This is a genomic window from Metabacillus litoralis (assembly GCF_020524045.1).
Classification (GTDB): domain Bacteria; phylum Bacillota; class Bacilli; order Bacillales; family Bacillaceae; genus Metabacillus; species Metabacillus litoralis_C.
Genome location: NZ_JAIVKL010000008.1, coordinates 213,313 through 231,479 on the forward strand (window position 1 = coordinate 213,313; position 18,167 = coordinate 231,479).

General features: G+C 31.4%; 15 protein-coding genes and 1 riboswitch. Of the genes, 8 read left to right on the top strand and 7 right to left on the bottom strand.

Annotation, left to right across the window (positions count from 1 at the left end; translation table 11 throughout):
• Nucleotides 1–5 precede the first annotated feature (5 nt).
• Entirely contained in the window at nucleotides 6–497 is a 492-nt protein-coding gene (locus tag LC076_RS14435; protein WP_226669794.1) for a CBO0543 family protein, read from the bottom strand.
• 681 nt (nucleotides 498–1,178) lie between these two features.
• On the opposite strand from LC076_RS14435, the gene LC076_RS14440 reads away from it, so the two are divergent.
• A complete protein-coding gene (locus LC076_RS14440) occupies nucleotides 1,179–2,201 on the top strand; it encodes an SGNH/GDSL hydrolase family protein (protein ID WP_226669795.1) in 1,023 nt (340 codons plus the stop codon).
• Nucleotides 2,202–2,841: 640 nt separating this feature from the next.
• A complete protein-coding gene (locus tag LC076_RS14445; protein WP_226669796.1) occupies nucleotides 2,842–3,024 on the top strand; it encodes a hypothetical protein in 183 nt (60 codons plus the stop codon).
• A gap of 129 nt (nucleotides 3,025–3,153) precedes the next feature.
• Here LC076_RS14445 and LC076_RS14450 read toward each other — a convergent pair whose 3' ends face one another.
• The 4 genes from LC076_RS14450 to LC076_RS14465 form a co-directional block, all read right to left on the bottom strand.
• Nucleotides 3,154–3,300 carry a BH0509 family protein gene (locus LC076_RS14450; RefSeq protein ID WP_226669793.1) on the bottom strand — a complete coding sequence of 49 codons (147 nt, stop codon included), beginning with the start codon at nucleotides 3,298–3,300 and terminating at the stop codon, nucleotides 3,154–3,156.
• A 346-nt stretch (nucleotides 3,301–3,646) separates the two neighbouring features.
• Nucleotides 3,647–5,107 (bottom strand): DHA2 family efflux MFS transporter permease subunit, encoded by a 1,461-nt coding sequence (locus tag LC076_RS14455; RefSeq protein ID WP_226669797.1) that lies wholly within the window; start codon nucleotides 5,105–5,107, stop codon nucleotides 3,647–3,649.
• Between the two features lies 1 nt (nucleotide 5,108).
• Nucleotides 5,109–5,696 carry a TetR/AcrR family transcriptional regulator gene (locus LC076_RS14460; protein WP_226669798.1) on the bottom strand — a complete coding sequence of 196 codons (588 nt, stop codon included), beginning with the start codon at nucleotides 5,694–5,696 and terminating at the stop codon, nucleotides 5,109–5,111.
• Between the two features lie 413 nt (nucleotides 5,697–6,109).
• On the bottom strand, nucleotides 6,110–6,418 hold the full coding sequence (locus LC076_RS14465; RefSeq protein WP_226669799.1) for a transposase: 309 nt from the start codon (nucleotides 6,416–6,418) through the stop codon (nucleotides 6,110–6,112).
• Nucleotides 6,419–6,742: 324 nt separating this feature from the next.
• On the opposite strand from LC076_RS14465, the gene LC076_RS14470 reads away from it, so the two are divergent.
• A complete protein-coding gene (locus LC076_RS14470; protein ID WP_226669800.1) occupies nucleotides 6,743–7,216 on the top strand; it encodes a YjdJ family protein in 474 nt (157 codons plus the stop codon).
• 108 nt (nucleotides 7,217–7,324) lie between these two features.
• On the opposite strand, the gene LC076_RS14475 is transcribed toward LC076_RS14470, so the two are convergent.
• Complete coding sequence (locus LC076_RS14475; RefSeq protein ID WP_168714496.1) at nucleotides 7,325–7,471, bottom strand: hypothetical protein; 147 nt, start codon at nucleotides 7,469–7,471, stop codon at nucleotides 7,325–7,327.
• Nucleotides 7,472–7,706: 235 nt separating this feature from the next.
• Nucleotides 7,707–8,270, bottom strand: coding sequence for a TetR/AcrR family transcriptional regulator (locus LC076_RS14480; protein ID WP_226669801.1), 564 nt, complete (start codon nucleotides 8,268–8,270; stop codon nucleotides 7,707–7,709).
• 265 nt (nucleotides 8,271–8,535) lie between these two features.
• On the opposite strand from LC076_RS14480, the gene LC076_RS14485 reads away from it, so the two are divergent.
• The 5 genes from LC076_RS14485 to thiM all read left to right on the top strand — a co-directional run bounded on the left by LC076_RS14485 (nucleotide 8,536) and on the right by thiM (nucleotide 18,146).
• Nucleotides 8,536–10,482, top strand: a complete 1,947-nt coding sequence (locus LC076_RS14485; RefSeq protein ID WP_226669802.1) for an efflux RND transporter permease subunit — start codon at nucleotides 8,536–8,538, stop codon at nucleotides 10,480–10,482.
• Nucleotides 10,482–12,299, top strand: a complete 1,818-nt coding sequence (locus LC076_RS14490) for a YhgE/Pip domain-containing protein (RefSeq protein WP_226669803.1) — start codon at nucleotides 10,482–10,484, stop codon at nucleotides 12,297–12,299. Before LC076_RS14485 ends, LC076_RS14490 begins: the two co-directional genes overlap by 1 nt.
• 618 nt (nucleotides 12,300–12,917) lie before the next feature.
• A complete protein-coding gene (fbp, locus tag LC076_RS14495; RefSeq protein WP_226669804.1) occupies nucleotides 12,918–14,852 on the top strand; it encodes a fructose-1,6-bisphosphatase in 1,935 nt (644 codons plus the stop codon).
• Nucleotides 14,853–15,122: 270 nt separating this feature from the next.
• On the top strand, nucleotides 15,123–16,805 hold the full coding sequence (locus tag LC076_RS14500) for a hypothetical protein (protein ID WP_226669805.1): 1,683 nt from the start codon (nucleotides 15,123–15,125) through the stop codon (nucleotides 16,803–16,805).
• 266 nt (nucleotides 16,806–17,071) lie between these two features.
• Nucleotides 17,072–17,180, top strand: a riboswitch (TPP riboswitch).
• Nucleotides 17,181–17,339: 159 nt separating this feature from the next.
• Nucleotides 17,340–18,146 carry a hydroxyethylthiazole kinase gene (gene thiM / locus LC076_RS14505; protein ID WP_226669806.1) on the top strand — a complete coding sequence of 269 codons (807 nt, stop codon included), beginning with the start codon at nucleotides 17,340–17,342 and terminating at the stop codon, nucleotides 18,144–18,146.
• The last annotated feature ends 21 nt before the right edge of the window (nucleotides 18,147–18,167 follow it).

The following is an 18,167-nucleotide window of genomic DNA, read 5'->3' on the forward strand; positions in this document are numbered from 1 at the left end:
AGTAGTTATGAATTTTCGGGTATTCGTGAATTATCAGATTTACGAACCGCGGCAATAAACATACGAGATAGAAGAAATGTTAATGTTAATGTAAAAAAGCTAAAATAAATATTCCAACCTTTTTTAAATTTAATAAGTTTTGTATGTTGTTCTAATAAGTATTCAACTAAAGTCATCGGAATACTAAAATAGAGCGTTTTAACTACAATCATCACTTTATTTGAAACCTTAGTTGCTTGATTATAATAAATACATGCTACTGGAAAAAGTAGATAATCAAAAATAAAGCTTATATCGAACCATTTAAACAAGCTTACAGGATAAACTAATCTATCTTTAGTGACGGCAATTTTATCAAGAATCGATGAAATGTATCCTTTAAACAGGAAAATTAATAGCCAATCTTTAGTTGGGGGTTTTCTAATTAAGTTTATAAATGTTAACACACCAAAAATAAGTAAAAATCGAAGGAAATTTTTTTCAAAAGTAAGCTTCATAATTATACCTCTACTTTAACGTGCGAAGAATTGTATTTACTTTTATATTGCATTTAGGTTAGGTAATTTATACATTAAACATGATGATCTAAAAGAATAAAAATAGATGAAACCTAACATTTCTTGAAAACCTACATTCTAAAGTGTTACAAAAACAGCTTCTATCACATAATTTACGTATAAAGATGTATGCTAAAAAATTGATTTACTAAGGCTATTTTCGTAAACTTTGTTGCTTTAACAACTCCAAATTCACAGCACTATATAAAGCATAGTGGCATCTCTTCTTCATAGGATAGTACCTATTTTACTATAACAACAATCTTCCCACTGAATCTTCCCACTGCATAATTAGGTCTTTTAGCAACAATCTTTCAGAAAAGAGCCTTTACTAAAGAATGATACGGTAGACATTTGATTACTGTTGTTTCTAGGAAATGTTTAGGATTAAAGGTTAAGAGGAAATAATTCTCCTGAGAAAAATTGTTTCGAGAGTTATATCACATGAAAGTAGAAATAAAAAAAAAGCATGAAAATAGCGATGATCAAGAACATTTCACTAATTTTTAGTACTTTACGCTATTCTATTATCCGTGCTAGAATAAAAAAACTGCATTAAAATTTATATTTAATTTTTTCTTTCATAACACTATTTTACGATAAATAGATAGGTGTGGTTAGATGCAAAGACGGAGAGTACTTGTCATAATAGCTAGTTTAATAATAATTTGCTTTAGCCTATACTTCATTCTTTACCATACAAATTCAACAAAACAGCTTAATGTTGAAACAGAGATTATGAATGAAGCAATAGATTCTGCTGCTGAGAATATTGATGAAGTGATAACCGAGAAAGAAAGTGATTCTTTAGATAAAGAAGTTAATAAAGAGGAGCAGGCTGTTGATGTTTCTATTAATATTGTTGATGAAGAACTGCCAGCAGCTGAAGAGGTTGCAAGCAATGAAAAAAATACACTTACAGAAGGTATAAATGAAAAGGTTAAGCAGGTAGTAGAAGGTGTTTTCAAATTATTCAAAAAAGACTTAAAGGTTGTGGCAATCGGGGATTCACTCACACAAGGTGTAGGAGATGAAACAGAGAATGGCGGATATGTTGGTATTCTAAATCACACATTTGAAAATAATAACATTAATGTGAGTATTGAAAATTATGGGAAAAAAGGGAACCGTTCCGATGAATTGCTAAAACGTCTAGAAAAGAAAAAGATTAAAGCATCCATTCAACAAGCTGATATTGTTTTCGTCACAATAGGTGCAAACGACATTATGACTATCGTCAAAAACAATATTACAAATCTTCATATAGAGCTATTTAATGAAGAAAGAGAAGAATACATCAAGAGATTAGAAGCTATAATCAAAAGAATAACTGAAATCAACCCAAACACAAAGATTTATATAGTTGGTTTTTATAATCCATTTGATCGATATTTTCCAGAAGTTCAAGAATTACAAATGATTATTAATGATTGGAATGAAGCTAGTAAAACTGTTACAGAAGAATTTGATCATGTAAGATATATTCCTATTTTGGATTTATTTAGTAATTCCGACATCGAATTATTATCAAAAGATCATTTCCATCCAAACACTAATGGATATAAACTTATGGCAAAGCGAATACTAGAAAACATGGAAGAAATAAGCGTTGAACAAAAGGGTAGTAAGCAAGAAAAAGAATAACGTTATGCTATTATCAGCATCTTATAGGTACTAACCAGATAAAATATCTCTAAAAAGTACCTAATCTAAAAAAGCTATGTATGTAGGTAAAGTGTTTCTACCTATTTACATAGCCTTTTTAAATGGGTTAGTTTGGCGGATTGTGTCGAAAAACTAATATGTTAACTATTTTGGCAAATAAAAAAAGCTTTTTAGCAAATAAATTACTCTTTTCAGCAAATAAAATGGCCAAAACAGCCAATAAAATTTTCTATTTCTCAACTATGTCTAATCATCATAAGCAACATTTACATGAATTAATCGCTAATATAGACAAATTAGCGGTTTGATTCATTCTTTTAAGGATATTTGTTAGAACATTCTCTTGCTTGAAATAACTTTTTTAGTAGTATAAAATGAATAACGTATTTTAATATATTTCCGGCAACTACATTGTATATACAGAAACTAGCTTTTCTCTAAAAATTTAGGATTTGAGGTTCTATCCATTTCACTTTTGAGAATACAAAATTCATAAACTTTAACTAGAGTGTTTTTTAAAAAGCTGTATTCAATATATATAGCAACTTAATTATGAGGTAGAACTTAGATTATTACTACGTGTTCTGCGAATATATTGAAGGAGAAATTTAGTAAAAGCATGAAGAGATATATGCTGAATAATGACTTTAAAGGGATAAAAAAGGGAACAGAATTTTTTTTGATAGCAGAATCAGAATTTATAGGTGTGAAAGAATTTGTTTTACGTACGAAAGATTTGTTTATAAGAATATCAATTAATGAAAGAGAATTACTTAACAATTTTACTTTGCTTCAATTTTGAAAGTTTTTGTTTTTGTATAGATAAGTCATTTCTTTCTGGTAAAAATGAAAAAGCCTAATCCTTATGAAGGGTTAGGCTTTTTCATTATATGTTTTTATAGATATAAGCTATTTATTTTAAATGAACTACTTACATATAATCGTAAACAGAGTCTTCTAAATAGAGCCAGTGATAGTATTCAATTTGTGGATCTGTCATTTCAGACATTTCTTTTTCATTGAATTTTTGTTTTGCTAACAATTCCTTCACTTTTGAATCTCTGGCTTGTTTACTCATTTTAAATCCTCCTATTATATGTTAGTAACTATGATGCTACATTGATGTAAACGTTTTCTTTTATTTCTTATTCTTATTATATATCTCAAAATGAGATTAAACCAATATCAATTATAGATGATTTTTAGCAAACTTATATTGAAATGTTATTTAAGGTAAAACAAAGAGGGAAGGGTGGATTCTGCATTTAGACTACAATAACCTGATTATCGTTTTTGTATAAATAATTATGAATTAACATTAGATTTGTTCTTAATATTTTAATTTGTGCAATAAAAAAACGGATCCTCTCCCATATATGGCAGAGGATCCGTTTACACACACAGATTTCAACTATTTTTTGTTATTAAGAAGCTTGTTGTTCAACTTTGACTCTTTTAATAAATAAACTAATGATAAAGCCAACGATAGAAACGACTATCGCAAAGATAAAGGCATCTTGAACTCCTGATGTAAAGGCTAACAGCTGATTGACTGGATTAGCTACATCCGTGACACTTTGTAGATACTTATCAGTCCCAGAAGATAGTATAGAAATCGCTACTGCTGTTCCAATGGCACCCGCTACTTGCTGTAAAGTGTTCATAATCGCCGTACCATCTGGATAAAGTTCAGGTGGCAATTGATTTAATCCATTTGTTTGAGCAGGCATCATAATCATCGATACACCGATCATGATGATGATGTGCATGGAAACAATAAAGGCAGAAGTTGTTTCTAGATCAATGGTTGAAAATCCAAATAATGCTGCTGTGACAAGCACAAGTCCAGGAATAACTAACCATTTTGGTCCGAATTTATCGAATAATCCTCCCATAACAGGAGAGAGTAGACCATTTATAATTCCACCAGGAAGGAGGAGAAGTCCTGCAGCAAATGTACTTAGTGCTAAAGATGATTGTAAGTATAATGGTAGCAAAATCATTGAAGATAAGATGATCATCATACTTACTAAAATTAACAATAACCCAACAACAAACATTGGATATTTAAAGGCACGAAGATTTAACATAGGTTGTTTCATTTTTGTTTGACGGATGCAAAAAACAACCAAAGATAGAAAACCGATAGCTATAGAAAAGATCACAATTGGTTTTCCCCAACCTCCACCTTCACCAGCACTACTAAATCCATACACAACTCCACCAAAACCAATAGTTGATAGTATGATCGAATAAATATCAATTTTAGGTTTTGTTGGTGTTGATACATTTTGCATAAAAAATGATCCGAAAATTAATGCAACAATTAAAAATGGTAGTGAAATCCAAAAGATCCAATGCCATGTAAGTGACTCAAGAATAAGTCCTGATAATGTTGGTCCAACTGCAGGAGCAAACATGATCACAAGACCCAATAACCCCATAATTTTTCCACGCTTATAAGGAGGAATAATTAATAAAATGGTATTAAACATTAATGGGAGCATAAGAGCTGTTCCCATGGCTTGAACAACACGTGCTACCATTAAAAACCCGAATGTTGGTGCAAGGGCAGCTATAAGTGTACCAATAATCGATAACACAATTGATACGATAAATAATTGTCTTGTAGTAAACCACTGTAAAATAAGTCCAGAAACAGGTACGAGAATTCCTAAAGTCAAAAGGTAACCTGTAGTTAACCATTGTGCAGTTGTTTCATGTATTCCAAAATCAGTGATTAAATTGCCTAATGCCATATTTAAAGCTGTTTCACTGAACAAACCAATAAATCCGGCAATTAGGAAAGAAACGAGAATTGGAACAACTTTAAATTCACTCGTTTCCCTTTCAATTGAGTTGGTGCTTTGACTATCTAAATTCATTCTATTTTCCTCCATTATTCTTGTTCTCAAGCAAAGTAGGTATTATATTAGCAATAACTCGCAATGTATCACCACTTTTACGAGTTAAAGAAATTGTTGTTGCCCCCTCTAATAAAGCATTGATTGTAACAGCTAATTCTTGTGCGAAATTTTTCTCATAGCCATGCTCTTTTAATATATCAGCATAAAGTTTTTGACCTTCTGTAAAGGCTGTTTCGCATGAAAGACGTAGAGTTTCATGTGATGATGCAGTCTCTGATGCCAATAATCCTATTTTTAACCACTCTGTCACATCTTCCGTGTCGTAAAAATCGGCAATATTGTTTATATGCTGTTGAAAGGCTGATGTCACATCATTTGCTGATAATAAATCAATTTTCGTTTGTTCGAGGATCTTTTCTTTTACGAGCTGAATTGCTTCGATAGCAATCTCTTCTTTTCCATTTGGAAAGTGATAATACAAAGATCCTTTTGGTGTTCCACTCTCCTCAATGATTTGATTGATTCCTGTGCCGTTATACCCTTGACGTTGAAATAAACGGCTTGCAGTTTCTAATATCATATCTCGTGTATTATTTTTGCTTTTCACCTAAAACTCACCTTTTCAATGGATTATAGAGATCGGTCTACATAAATATAATCAATGATTTAGGTAAAGTCAATTAAAATGGCGCTAAATGAATGAAAGACTTTTTACGTTCACTTTCTGAATATAAAGATAAGTATTTAATAAACTTCTGATTAAATGTTCGGGGAAGTTGTTCGGTTTAATAAGGATTTCTTAATTGTGAGGACAATGCGTATAGACGCAAAACACTATGATAATAAATGTAAATTAATTTCTCTGTTTATTTAAAAAACGAAAATCAATTCGTGTATATGAATTTATCTAAATGAAAGAGGATTGTCTTAGCATAGTAGTTTTTGAAAACTATTTATGAAGAATTAGTTGTTTATTTATAAGAGAAGTTTTCCTTCTTCATAAAAATTGGATTGTTAAAATCATTTATTTTTTCTATATTCAACATCATGTAATATCCCTATAATAATTAGATAAAGTAAATAAATTCCTAAATATGCTCCAGTGCATAAGAAATAAGGATTTAAAAATACCCCATGAATATTGGTCATAAAGACTTTATCATCTTTAATAATGTTATGTATGGCAATGGAAGCAATATTACCAAAAATTAGAACTGATAGAAATGCGAGTATGTGAAAATAAATCTGGAACTTATATGATATTTTATAAAGTACAACCATTAAAATAGGAGTAGCAATACTACCCAAAATAAAAACGATATTCATCATGATCACCTCACATATCATTTTGATCAAAAAAAAAATGAATTAAACAGAATAAATAAAAAGTAGCTTAAAAATCAAGAAGATTGAATCCTAAACATACATAGGAAGATTTGAAGAAATGAACCTAGTTTCTGATGGAACTAAATTGGGTGATTATGGTAAAATATAAAAGTCGAGGAAAGGATATCTTTAAAGTTTTTTTAAAATTATCCTTGGTTGATTCGTCACTTGACAAATCAGTGAAAGAGAAGTGAAAAGTTTCCCATTAAAGTTTGAGTAAATCGTATTATATAAGAAATAGATTTAACTTAGATACAGGAGGCATTTATGATCCGTTTTATCATTCAATTTGGCATTTTTTCTATTTTATTTTTATTTTCAACAGCTGCTTCTTGGTATGAAGGCAGTGCAATTCTGAATAATCCATGGGAGTGGAAGTACTCTACACCTTTTACAACGTTTTTTTATGGAGGAGTAAACAATCAGAGTGACATTTCACAATTAGATTATTTTATCTATGCTTTTAAATTTCTACCTACTTATCCTGTTATCATGGTTTTAAGCAGTATGTATTTGCTCATTCTTATTGGCAACTATACTTTAAAGAAGCGAAAATGGTTTATTTATTATCTTTTCTTTTTAAGTGGAGGATGTTTTCTCGTTAGTTACTTAACAATTAATTCTATAACAGTTGGTGGTCGGATCCTGTTTTTCTTATTTATAATTTGTGGTATATGTTTAACAACGATATCAACTATTAATTTTCAATTGGAAACGAAATTAAGGAAAGTGATAAGTTAAATCGATCTGAAGTTCCTTAGTTTTTCATAATAAAAGCCTAAACCCAGTTTAATAGAGGGTTTAGGCTTTTCAATGTTAAAATGACATTATATTTATTGAGGTATTTAATTACATATAATCATAAACAGAATCTTCAAAATAAAGCCAGTGATAATATTCAATCTGTGGATCAGTCATTTCAGACATTTCTTTTTCATTGAATTTTTGTTTTGCTAATAGTTCCTTCACTTTTGAATCTCTGGCTACTTTACTCATTTTAAATCCTCCTAATGTATGGGAAGTAACAAAGCTGTTACATTTCGTGTAAACGATTTCTTTGATTTCTTATTTTTATTATATATCTCAATTTGAGATTAAACCAATATCAATATCAGATGATTTTTCGGAAAATGATATGGAAATGTTATTTATTGAATTTACATAGGAGAATTTACTAATTTAAGCAAGTGGGGATAGTGTTTAGTAAGTGTTAATTGGAATAGAGGTACTGTTACTGTACCCCTATTAATCCATTCTTGATCATGCTGTTTATCAACTCCGCCATTTCTTTTGGAGATTTGTCCATTCCATTGTTTAACCAGCTTTTTGTCACATAGATACTTCCACTGATGACAAAGATACTCAAGTATTCAGATAGTTCTTCATCAATGTGATTATTTGCTTGCCAGTTATTCATAAAGAAATGTTGGGCGACGACCATCACCTTCTTTTGAAAGGTAGTGTCAACTTTTTCACTAAGAAGTGTTTTACAGATTTCAGCTTTGGAAGCAAAATATTCTAATAATCTTTCAATCATCTGTATATCATCATCTTCGTAAGTGTATTGACTCAAATATCCTTTCATATCTTCAATAAGTTCTTCTTCAATTTTGTCGAGAAGGTCAAATTGATCATGATAATGTGTATAAAATGTCGAGCGATTAATGTCAGCTTTACCACAAATCTCTTTAACTGTAATGGAAGAAATCTGCTTTTCCTTTAATAAATGGATAAGACTATCCTTTAAAACCATTCGGGTATATTTTTTTCTTCGATCTAATTTAGAAGTACTCATATAAATCTCCTTTAAATTTATGAGTTATCCGACATAATTAATAAATATGTTGGAAAAGTCACAAATGAAGAATAACTGTTTGTTGAATAGACAACACCGTGTCCATATAATAATAGAGTGTATACGAAAAAGTAGCAAGAGAGGGTGAATAGCAATTAACATAGCAGCACGAATTATTAAACATAAAAAAGCCGTTGCGATTACATTTATGGTTTTGACAGTACTCTGTGCCATAGCAACCTTAAAAGTATCAGTGAACTACGATATGACAGACTACTTACCAGATGATGCAGGTTCGACCGTAGCAATGGATATCATGCAAGAAGAATTTGAGGGAAGTGTTCCTACAAATCGAATCATGATTGAAGATGTGACCATTCAGGAAGCACTTGATTTTAAAAATAAACTGGAGAAAATAGACGGTGTTTCTAATGTAACATGGTTAGATGATGCAATTGATCTAAAATCACCGCTTGAAATGGCTGATCAAGTTGTTGTTGAAACGTATTATAAAGATAATAAAGCATTATTTTCATTTAGCATTCGTGAGGGTGAGGAAGTTGTCATAACAGATAACATTTATGAACTCATTGGAGAAGATAATGCAATGTCTGGAGAATCACTGAATACGGCAACACAACAAAAAATGGCTGGAACTGAATCAATGTATGCAGCTGCCTTATTAGTGCCGATTATCATATTAATTTTAGTTTTATCCACTAATTCTTGGATAGAACCATTGTTTTTCTTAACAGCAATAGGTGTTTCTGTGTTAATTAATATGGGAACAAATATTTTTCTTGGTGAAGTCTCATTTGTAACTCAGTCTGTTGCACCAATTCTACAACTAGCTGTTTCACTAGATTACGCCATTTTCCTACTTCATAGTTTTGCAGATTATCGAAAAAAAGTAGAAGATCCTCATCATGCGATGGAGCTCGCTATGAAAAAATCATTTTCTGCGATTACAGCTAGTGCATCAACAACTTTCTTTGGTTTTATTGCCTTAACATTTATGAATTTTGAAATCGGGGCAGATTTAGGAATCAATTTAGTAAAAGGAATTTTATTAAGCTTTATTAGTGTCATGATCTTTTTACCAGCATTAACATTATTGTTTTATAAATGGATTGATAAAACAAAACATAAGCCTTTGCTACCGAGCATCAAAAACAAAGGAAATGCTGTAGTGAAAATGAAAATACCGAGTATATTACTTGTACTGCTTGTGATTGTACCTGCATTCTTAGCACAAAGTCAGACAAATTTTATCTATGGAATCGGAGATCAACCAGAGAATACAAGAGCTGGTAGTGATATTGTAAAAATTAAAGAACATTTCGGTGAAAGTACACCAATTGTTTTACTTGTTCCAAAAGGAGATGTCGCAAAAGAAGAGGAATTAGTGCAGGATTTAGAAAAAATCGAACATGTATCTAGTGTTCTAGCTTTTGTTAACACAGTTAGTGCAGCAATCCCACCTGAGTATTTAGATTCGTCCATTACAGATCAATTTTATTCAGAAAATTATGCACGAATCATCCTCCAAACTGAAACAAAAAATGAGGGAGAAGAAGCCTTTCATTTAATTGAGCGAGTTCAAGATAAAGCAAAATCCTATTATGATCAAGATGTGTTTATGGTAGGTGAAAGTGTAACGTTATACGATATAAAAAATATTGTTCAAAAAGATAATCAATTAGTTAATCTTCTAACAGTTTTAACAGTGGCTTTCGTCTTATTCGTAACCTTCAAATCAATATCGATTCCTTTTATTTTATTGCTTACTATTCAGACAGCCGTCTGGATCAATTTATCTGTTCCTTATTTTACAGACTCTCCATTAGTATATGTGGGATATTTGCTTATCAGCATTATCCAACTAGCTGCAACAGTGGATTATGCGATCCTACTGACAGATGCATATAAGGAATATCGACAGGAAATGCCTGCACTAGCAGCTATTAAAAGAACATTAGATGAGAAAATATTTGCAATAGGAATTTCAGCTTCCATATTATCAAGCGTTGGCTTTATATTATGGATTACCTCCTCAAACCCAATTGTTACATCAATCGGTTTATTACTTGGAAGAGGAGCGTTACTAGCGTTTATTATGGTTGTGTTTTTCCTACCAGCATGTTTATTGGTCTTTGATAAATTGATTACAAAAACAACATGGAAAGCAAACTTTTTTAAGGAGGACCGATAATGAAAAAAATCCTAATATTATTCGTAATAAGTATAATAATGATGCCATCTTTTTTAGTAAAAGCTGAATCAGATAACAAAACAGCAGAAGAAGTTTCTAGTGAAAAAGGGGAATTTTCTTCAAAAGACGAGGTTGTTTATGCGAACTTAAGTGCAACTGGTGAAAAACAAGAAATTTATGTTGTAAACATATTAGACATAGAAAAAGCGGGAAAGATCATTGATTATGGACCGTATTCTAGTCTGAAAAATTTAACAAATTTATCTTCATTAAATCAAGATAATCATTCTGTGGAGTTCTCAGCTCCAGAAGGGAAGTTTTATTATCAAGGTAATATGAATGAAAAAAATCCATTGCCATGGGATATCACCATTTCATATTTAATGGATGGAAAAGAAATAACACCAAAAGAGATTCTTGGAAAAGAGGGGCATATTCAAATTAAGATTGCTACTTCTGCCAATAATGAAGTAGATCCAATCTTTTTTGAAAACTATTTATTACAAATTTCTCTTTCCCTAAACACTGACCAATACAGTAACATTAAAGCTCCTGACGGAATGCTAGCAAATGCAGGGAAAAACAAGCAAGTAACATTCACAGTGATGCCTGGAAAGGAAGAGGAATTAGTACTTGAAGCAGACGTTATTAATTTTGAGCTAGAAGGTATTAACATATCTGCAATTCCTTCTTCCATGTCAATTGATGCACCAGATATTGATGATATGACAGGTGATATGCAAACTCTTACAGATGCGATAAAAGAAGTGAATGATGGTGTTGCAAAATTAGAAACAGGAGTTTCAGAATTAAATAATGGTGTAAAAAGTCTACAAAGTGGTTCAAAGGAATATAGTGATGGGATGAATGCACTCAATGATTCTTCCTCTGAGCTAATTAACGGTTCGAAAAACATTCAGCAAGCACTTGAAGCGATGAATGGTTCATTAGCAAATAATTCAGAGCAAATTGATCTAGCTGATTTCAAAAAACTAGAAGATGGACTCAAGCAAATGTCAGCTGTTTTAAAAGAAACATCAAAGAGCTTAATGACGTTAAAAGAAAATTATGAAGCAGCACTTTCTTCACTCGACAAAGCCATAAATTCTATTCCTGACTACGTCATTACAGAAGAACAAACTCAAAACTTATATAATAGTGGAGCAGATCCGAAAGTACTTGATCAATTACTAGAAACCTATTCAGCTTCAATAACTGCAAAAGAAACTTACGCAGCATCAAAAAAAGCATTTACTTCTGTAAATGCTACACTTCCGCAAGTTAGCGGAACTCTTACAGCAATGGCAAGTAATTTAGACAATATGACAAAAGAGCTTTCCACATCTCTTGAACAAATGAACATAGATGATTCACTCGCTAAATTACAGGAAGGTATAAATGGTTTAGCTTCCAATTATAAGAACTTTCATAAAGGATTAGTAAATTATACAGAAGGGGCAAGTCAATTAACTAGCTCGTATAATAGTCTGCATAATGGAATCAACGAATTATCTCAAGGTACAAGTGACCTAGAAAACGGTGTTAGTCAACTACACGACGGAACTACAGAACTCTATGAATCTACAAGTGACTTACCTGCTACAATGAACAAAGAAGTGGATAAAATGATGTCAGAGTTCGATAAATCTGACTTCGATGCTGTATCCTTTACTTCACCTAAAAATGAAAAAATTAACTCAGTTCAATTTGTCTTCAAAACAGAAAGTATAAAGCAAGAGGAAGAAGAACCAAAAGTCACGGAAAAACCTGAAGAAGAAAAAGGATTCTGGACTCGCTTTATGGAGTTGTTTTCTTAGTAATATGGAGAAAGGTACTATCCAAACGGGTAGTACCTTTTTTGATGTAATTGTACATAAATTAGAAATGTATATGTATGAGGAATAGATACTGTCCCCCGACTAGAGGAACTTTTTGTTACAAATAAACCAATTTACAGGTCACAAGAAAGATGTGTCCTGATATCAAAGAAATGTCGACCATTAAAGATAAAATGTAGATCATAAATGAGAAATTACACATCATAAGCTTGGATTTGCGCGCATTCGAAGAAATATAAACCATTAGAAAGAAAATACAGGTCATAAAAGAGATATTACACATCATTAACTTGGATTTGCGCGCCATTCAAAGAAATACAAACCATTAAAAAGAAAATACAGGTCATGAGCACAGCTTTTTACTCCACATGATGAAATGAAAATTATAAACTAAAGATCGCATGTGATAGTTAGTGATCTCACATTTCTAAGGTGATTTAACTTTTTAGAAAATTCAGTATCTGATATACTAGTTTATAAGATAATAAAAGACCCTGAAATTAATTAAGATACAGTTTATATAATACAAATAGTAGTATTTTAATCTATATTTCGTAGTGTAAAATAGAGGGTAGTTGTGAAGGGGGATACATAATTTTGAACACTAAGTACTTAGATTTATTAGCCCAGAAATATGATTGTGAAGAAAAAGTAGTGACAGAAATTATTAATCTTGAAGCAATTCTTAATCTACCAAAAGGCACAGAGCATTTTGTTAGTGATTTACATGGTGAATATCAAGCTTTTCAGCATGTTTTAAGAAATGGCTCTGGAAAGGTAAAAGAAAAAATAGAAGATATTTATAAAAAAGTATTAACCGAAAAAGAAATCAAAGAATTTGCCACATTAGTTTACTATCCAGAAGAAAAAATTCAACTCATTAAGAATGATTTTGATAATGAAAAAGAATTACATCAGTGGTACTCCGTTATCATTGAGCGTATGATTAAACTCATTTCTTATGCCTCCTCAAAATATACACGCTCGAAATTACGTAAAGCACTGCCTGATCAGTTCGTATATATCATAGAAGAACTACTATATAAAACGGATGAATTTACAAACTTCAAAGAACCTTACTATGCTAAAATTGTCCAACAAATTATTACCCTTAATCAAGCTGATAAGCTTATAACAGGTCTTGCTTATACAACTCAGAAATTAGTTGTAGATCATCTACATGTTGTCGGTGATATTTATGATCGAGGACCTGAGCCTGATCAAATTATGGAAGCACTCATTAATTATCATTCAGTTGATATTCAATGGGGAAATCATGATGTTTTATGGATAGGTGCTTTTGCTGGTTCAAAGGTTTGTTTAGCAAATATCATACGAATTTGTGCTAGATACAATAATCTAGATATTATTGAAGATGTGTATGGTATCAATCTTAGACCATTGCTTAATTTAGCTGAAAAGTACTATCAAGATAATCCTGCTTTTAGACCGAAGATTCATTCAGATGAAACTATTTTTGAAGAAGAGCAATTACAAATCACAAAAATTCATCAAGCGATCGCAATGATTCAGTTCAAGCTTGAAAGTCCAATTATCAAGAGACGGCCAACGTTTAATATGTCAGAACGACTTTTACTTGAGAAAATAGATTATGACACAAACGAAATTACGATTTCAGGAAAAAAATACCCACTAGACCATACATGCTTTACAACGATTAATCCATTACAACCTGATCAGTTGTTAGAAGAAGAAGAACAGGTGATGGACAAGCTGTTATTTTCTGTTCAACATTCAGAAAAACTGGCAAGACATATGAATTTTCTCATGAAAAAAGGGAGTCTTTATTTAAGATATAACGGAAATTTATTAATTCATGGCTGCATTCCTTTAGATGAACAAGGAAATATGGAAAAAATGATCATCGAAAATAGAGAGTATGCTGGTCGTGAGCTACTAGATATTTTTGAACATTATTTACGACATTCTTTTGCACATCCAGAAGAAACGGATGATCTTGCAACAGACATGGTTTGGTATTTATGGACGGGTGAATACTCTTCACTGTTTGGTAAAAGAGCGATGACAACCTTTGAAAGATATTTTATTAAAGACAAATCAACACATAAAGAGAAAAAGAATCCATATTATCATTTACGAGAAAATGAAGAAACGTGTGAAAAAATTCTAGCTGAATTTGAACTAGATCCTAATCAAGGTCATATCATTAATGGACACACACCAGTGAAAGAAATTAACGGAGAAGATCCAATAAAAGCAAATGGGAAAATGATCGTTATTGACGGAGGATTTTCTAAAGCTTATCAATCAACAACCGGGATTGCTGGTTACACATTATTGTATAATTCATTTGGAATGCAGCTAGTGGCTCATCAACATTTTAATTCAAAAGAAGATGTTCTATTAAACGGGACAGATGTGTTATCAGTTAAAAGAATTGTTGATAAAGAACTAGAGAGAAAAAAGGTGCTAGAAACGAATGTAGGAGAAGAACTACTACAAGAAGTTTCTATATTGAATAGTTTGATGGAATATCGATATATGAAGTAAAGGAAGAATGAAGGACTATTTAACTTTAATATTCCTAAACCCTGGGTAAAAATGTAGTGGGAAAAAGATTTCTATTTTAGAAGAAATAAGAGATAATCTTTCCAGTATTACTGGTCAGATTATCTTTTTTATTTTCACTAATAATTAATGATGAAATGGATGAGATATTATTTTTTCTTGCAATTAACTCTTTGACGTATCTAGATTACACGTATTAAAATAAATTGTTACATGCTTCTCTACCATTTTACATTTAAAAGGGGAATATCGATGAAAGAAGTAAAATTACGTAAAATCATGTCGCAAGTCAAAAGTTCAGATCCTGCTAAGCGGTATGAAGGATTAGATGAACTTGCCTATTTAAAAGGTGATGAAAGCTTAGAAGTACAAGTTGATGTTTTAGTAGATATGGTGAAGCTTGCGTCACGTGATTTTCCCGAGCCAGTAGATAAGTGGGACATCCCTTCTTATTATTTAATTGATTTTGCATGTGACTTTTTAATGCAGGAAGTTATTGATAGCGTTTTAAAGTACTTTGATGGGTTCCATCTATTTGCAAAAGAACGCGCAATAAGTTTTTTGTTACTAACAGAAGACGATAAAGTTCTATATGAACTAGAAAATAAACTTCAAGTGGTAGTGAAAACGGAAGAACTGATTTTACCTGTAGAAGAACTATCACAATATCCTTTTTTAGTTAAAAATATACTAGAAAAAAATATGAACCTATTTAGTTCTGAGCACTATAAATATTCTTTTTTTCAACTTCTTTTATCTCTTAATGAATCTGGAGATCAAGGATTTAAAAAAACTGAGATGTTTCCGATATTGGTTGAAGAGTATAAAAGCAAAAGAGATGACTATTTGGCATACGATAGTGAATATAAAACTGAGTTTGTTTATAAAGCGTGGAAAGTACGTTATCTTACTGTTCGTAATGAGATGAGGTTTCTTTTAAGTTTAATGAGCTATTATTATAATGAACAAACAGAAAATTTCCTAAAAGAAGCAACACAGTTTCAAGATCCACTGATTAAATCTGAAGCCATTTTAGTATGTATCGAAAAAAATATACCAATAGAAGAAAAAATGTTATTAGAAATTGCTCAACATATTGAAAGCGCTGAGATGATTTATTTTGAATTAAAGGATGCAAATAAAGAACATCTTTACCCAATAAAAGAAAACAAACAACCTTTGTTAGCTAAAACGAAGATGTTTTATCATATTCTAAATATTGAGGACGAAGATTCTGAAATAAGCAAATATACTGACGAAATAACAGTTATTGACAAAGTTGATACAGAAAATTCCTATGGTCAGCCTGTTAGGTATTATTTAATGAAATTTATAGAGTCCGGAATGTCTTACATTGGATGGGTAGGAGCATATAGTCTTGAAGATGACGATGATACAGCATACTCTTGGGAAGGAACGTACACAGAATTTGTTGAATTCGATTCTCTGTCCATCGAGGAACATAAACAAGCATTTTTTACGAATAGAAATGATGATCAAAAAGAGCTTGAACAATCACTATTTTATGTAAGTCATAGAAAAATTAGTAAAGGACTTTGGTTCTTTTATGGAATTGTTGGTTTGCGCTGGATTCAAGTGTTATTTGAAGGAATCTCCGAGGAAAATTTATATCTTCCACTACTTGCAACTCTCATTGCGGTTATTGGAACAATCATTGAGAAACATTTGAATAAAAATAGATGGGTTGCCATTGGTGGATTTGATTTACTATTTAAAAAAGGTAAAAAAGAAACGACTTTACCATTTGTAGATATTAAAAAAGTAGAAAAATCAAATCGATTTATTTTTGTTTACAATAAATCAGATAAATTGGAAATGAAAATTCCAGTTTCTTGGGTACGATATGAACATTTTAGTCACTATTTAAGAGAACAAACCCATCACTTGAAAGATGCTCCATTTATTGAGGAGTAAATAAGACAGTAAGAGTAATCCACATCACTAGTGATGGATTACTCACTTTATATTTCTTTTATTTAAGCTGATTTCGTAACCTTTGTTGTTTTTAGATTCTTATTGGAAACAACTTTGTATAAAGTCTAGTGATATCTTTATTTCGACAGATAAACCTTTTTATCATATAAAGAAATAATTAGTAACAACCTTTTAGAAAAGATTATTAATTGATAAGAAGCACAAATCCTTGTTTTTTTACTAGTAATTAAGTAAACTACGATTAATTGAATGATCCGGGTGCTAGTGGAAATTGGCTGAGATTGTAACTATACCGTTACTGACCGTGTAACCTGTTGGATAATGCCAGCGTAGGGAATGTGATTAGGTAAACTATGAGCACTTTGCGCTATGCAATGTGCTTTTTTATGTGTAAAAAGCTAAAAAATGTCATCTGAACATAAGCCATTTTTCAAGAAGGTCAATCAATTATTTTTTTCCATTTTATCAGAAGATTAATAAAGTGAAATCCAATAAAGAAAGGACGAAATCTCTATGAAAACAGAGCAAATTGAACAAACGTTAAAAAAAGTCAAAGAATTTAATCCTCTTGTTCATAACATTACGAATGTTGTTGTGACAAATTTTACAGCAAATGGTCTTTTGGCATTAGGAGCATCACCTGTTATGGCGTATGCAAAAGAAGAAGTAGCAGATATGGCCAAAATTGCAGGTGCACTTGTATTAAATATTGGAACTTTATCTCATGAAGAAATCGAAGCCATGTTGATTGCAGGTAAATCAGCGAATAAACATGGTGTACCGATTATTTTTGATCCAGTAGGGGCAGGTGCAACACCTTATCGAACAGAAACATCTCGTCGAATTGTTAATGAGTTAACCATTTCTATTTTAAGAGGAAATGCTGCTGAAGTTGCCAATGTAATTGGAACAGAATGGACAATTAAAGGTGTAGATGCTGGAGAAGGAAGTGGCAATGTGATTGAATTAGCGCAAATCGCCGCAAAAAAACTTCAAACAACAGTTATTATTACAGGAAAAGATGATGTAATTTCTGATGGAGAAACAACTTATGTTGTTCACAATGGTCACCCAATCCTTACTAAGGTTACTGGTGCTGGATGTTTATTAAGCTCAGTTGTTGGCGCATTTTCAGCTGTTGAAAAGAATTTGCTGCTTGCATCAGTTTCAGCAATTACTACATATGGAGTGTCTGCAGAGCTTGCTGCAAAACAAACAGCAGGAAAAGGACCAGGTAGTTTTCAGATTGAGTTGTTAAATGCATTAGCTACTATTACGTCAGAAGAAATTCGTCACCATGCTAATGTAGAAAAACTTTGAAAACTTGGCTAACAATATCAG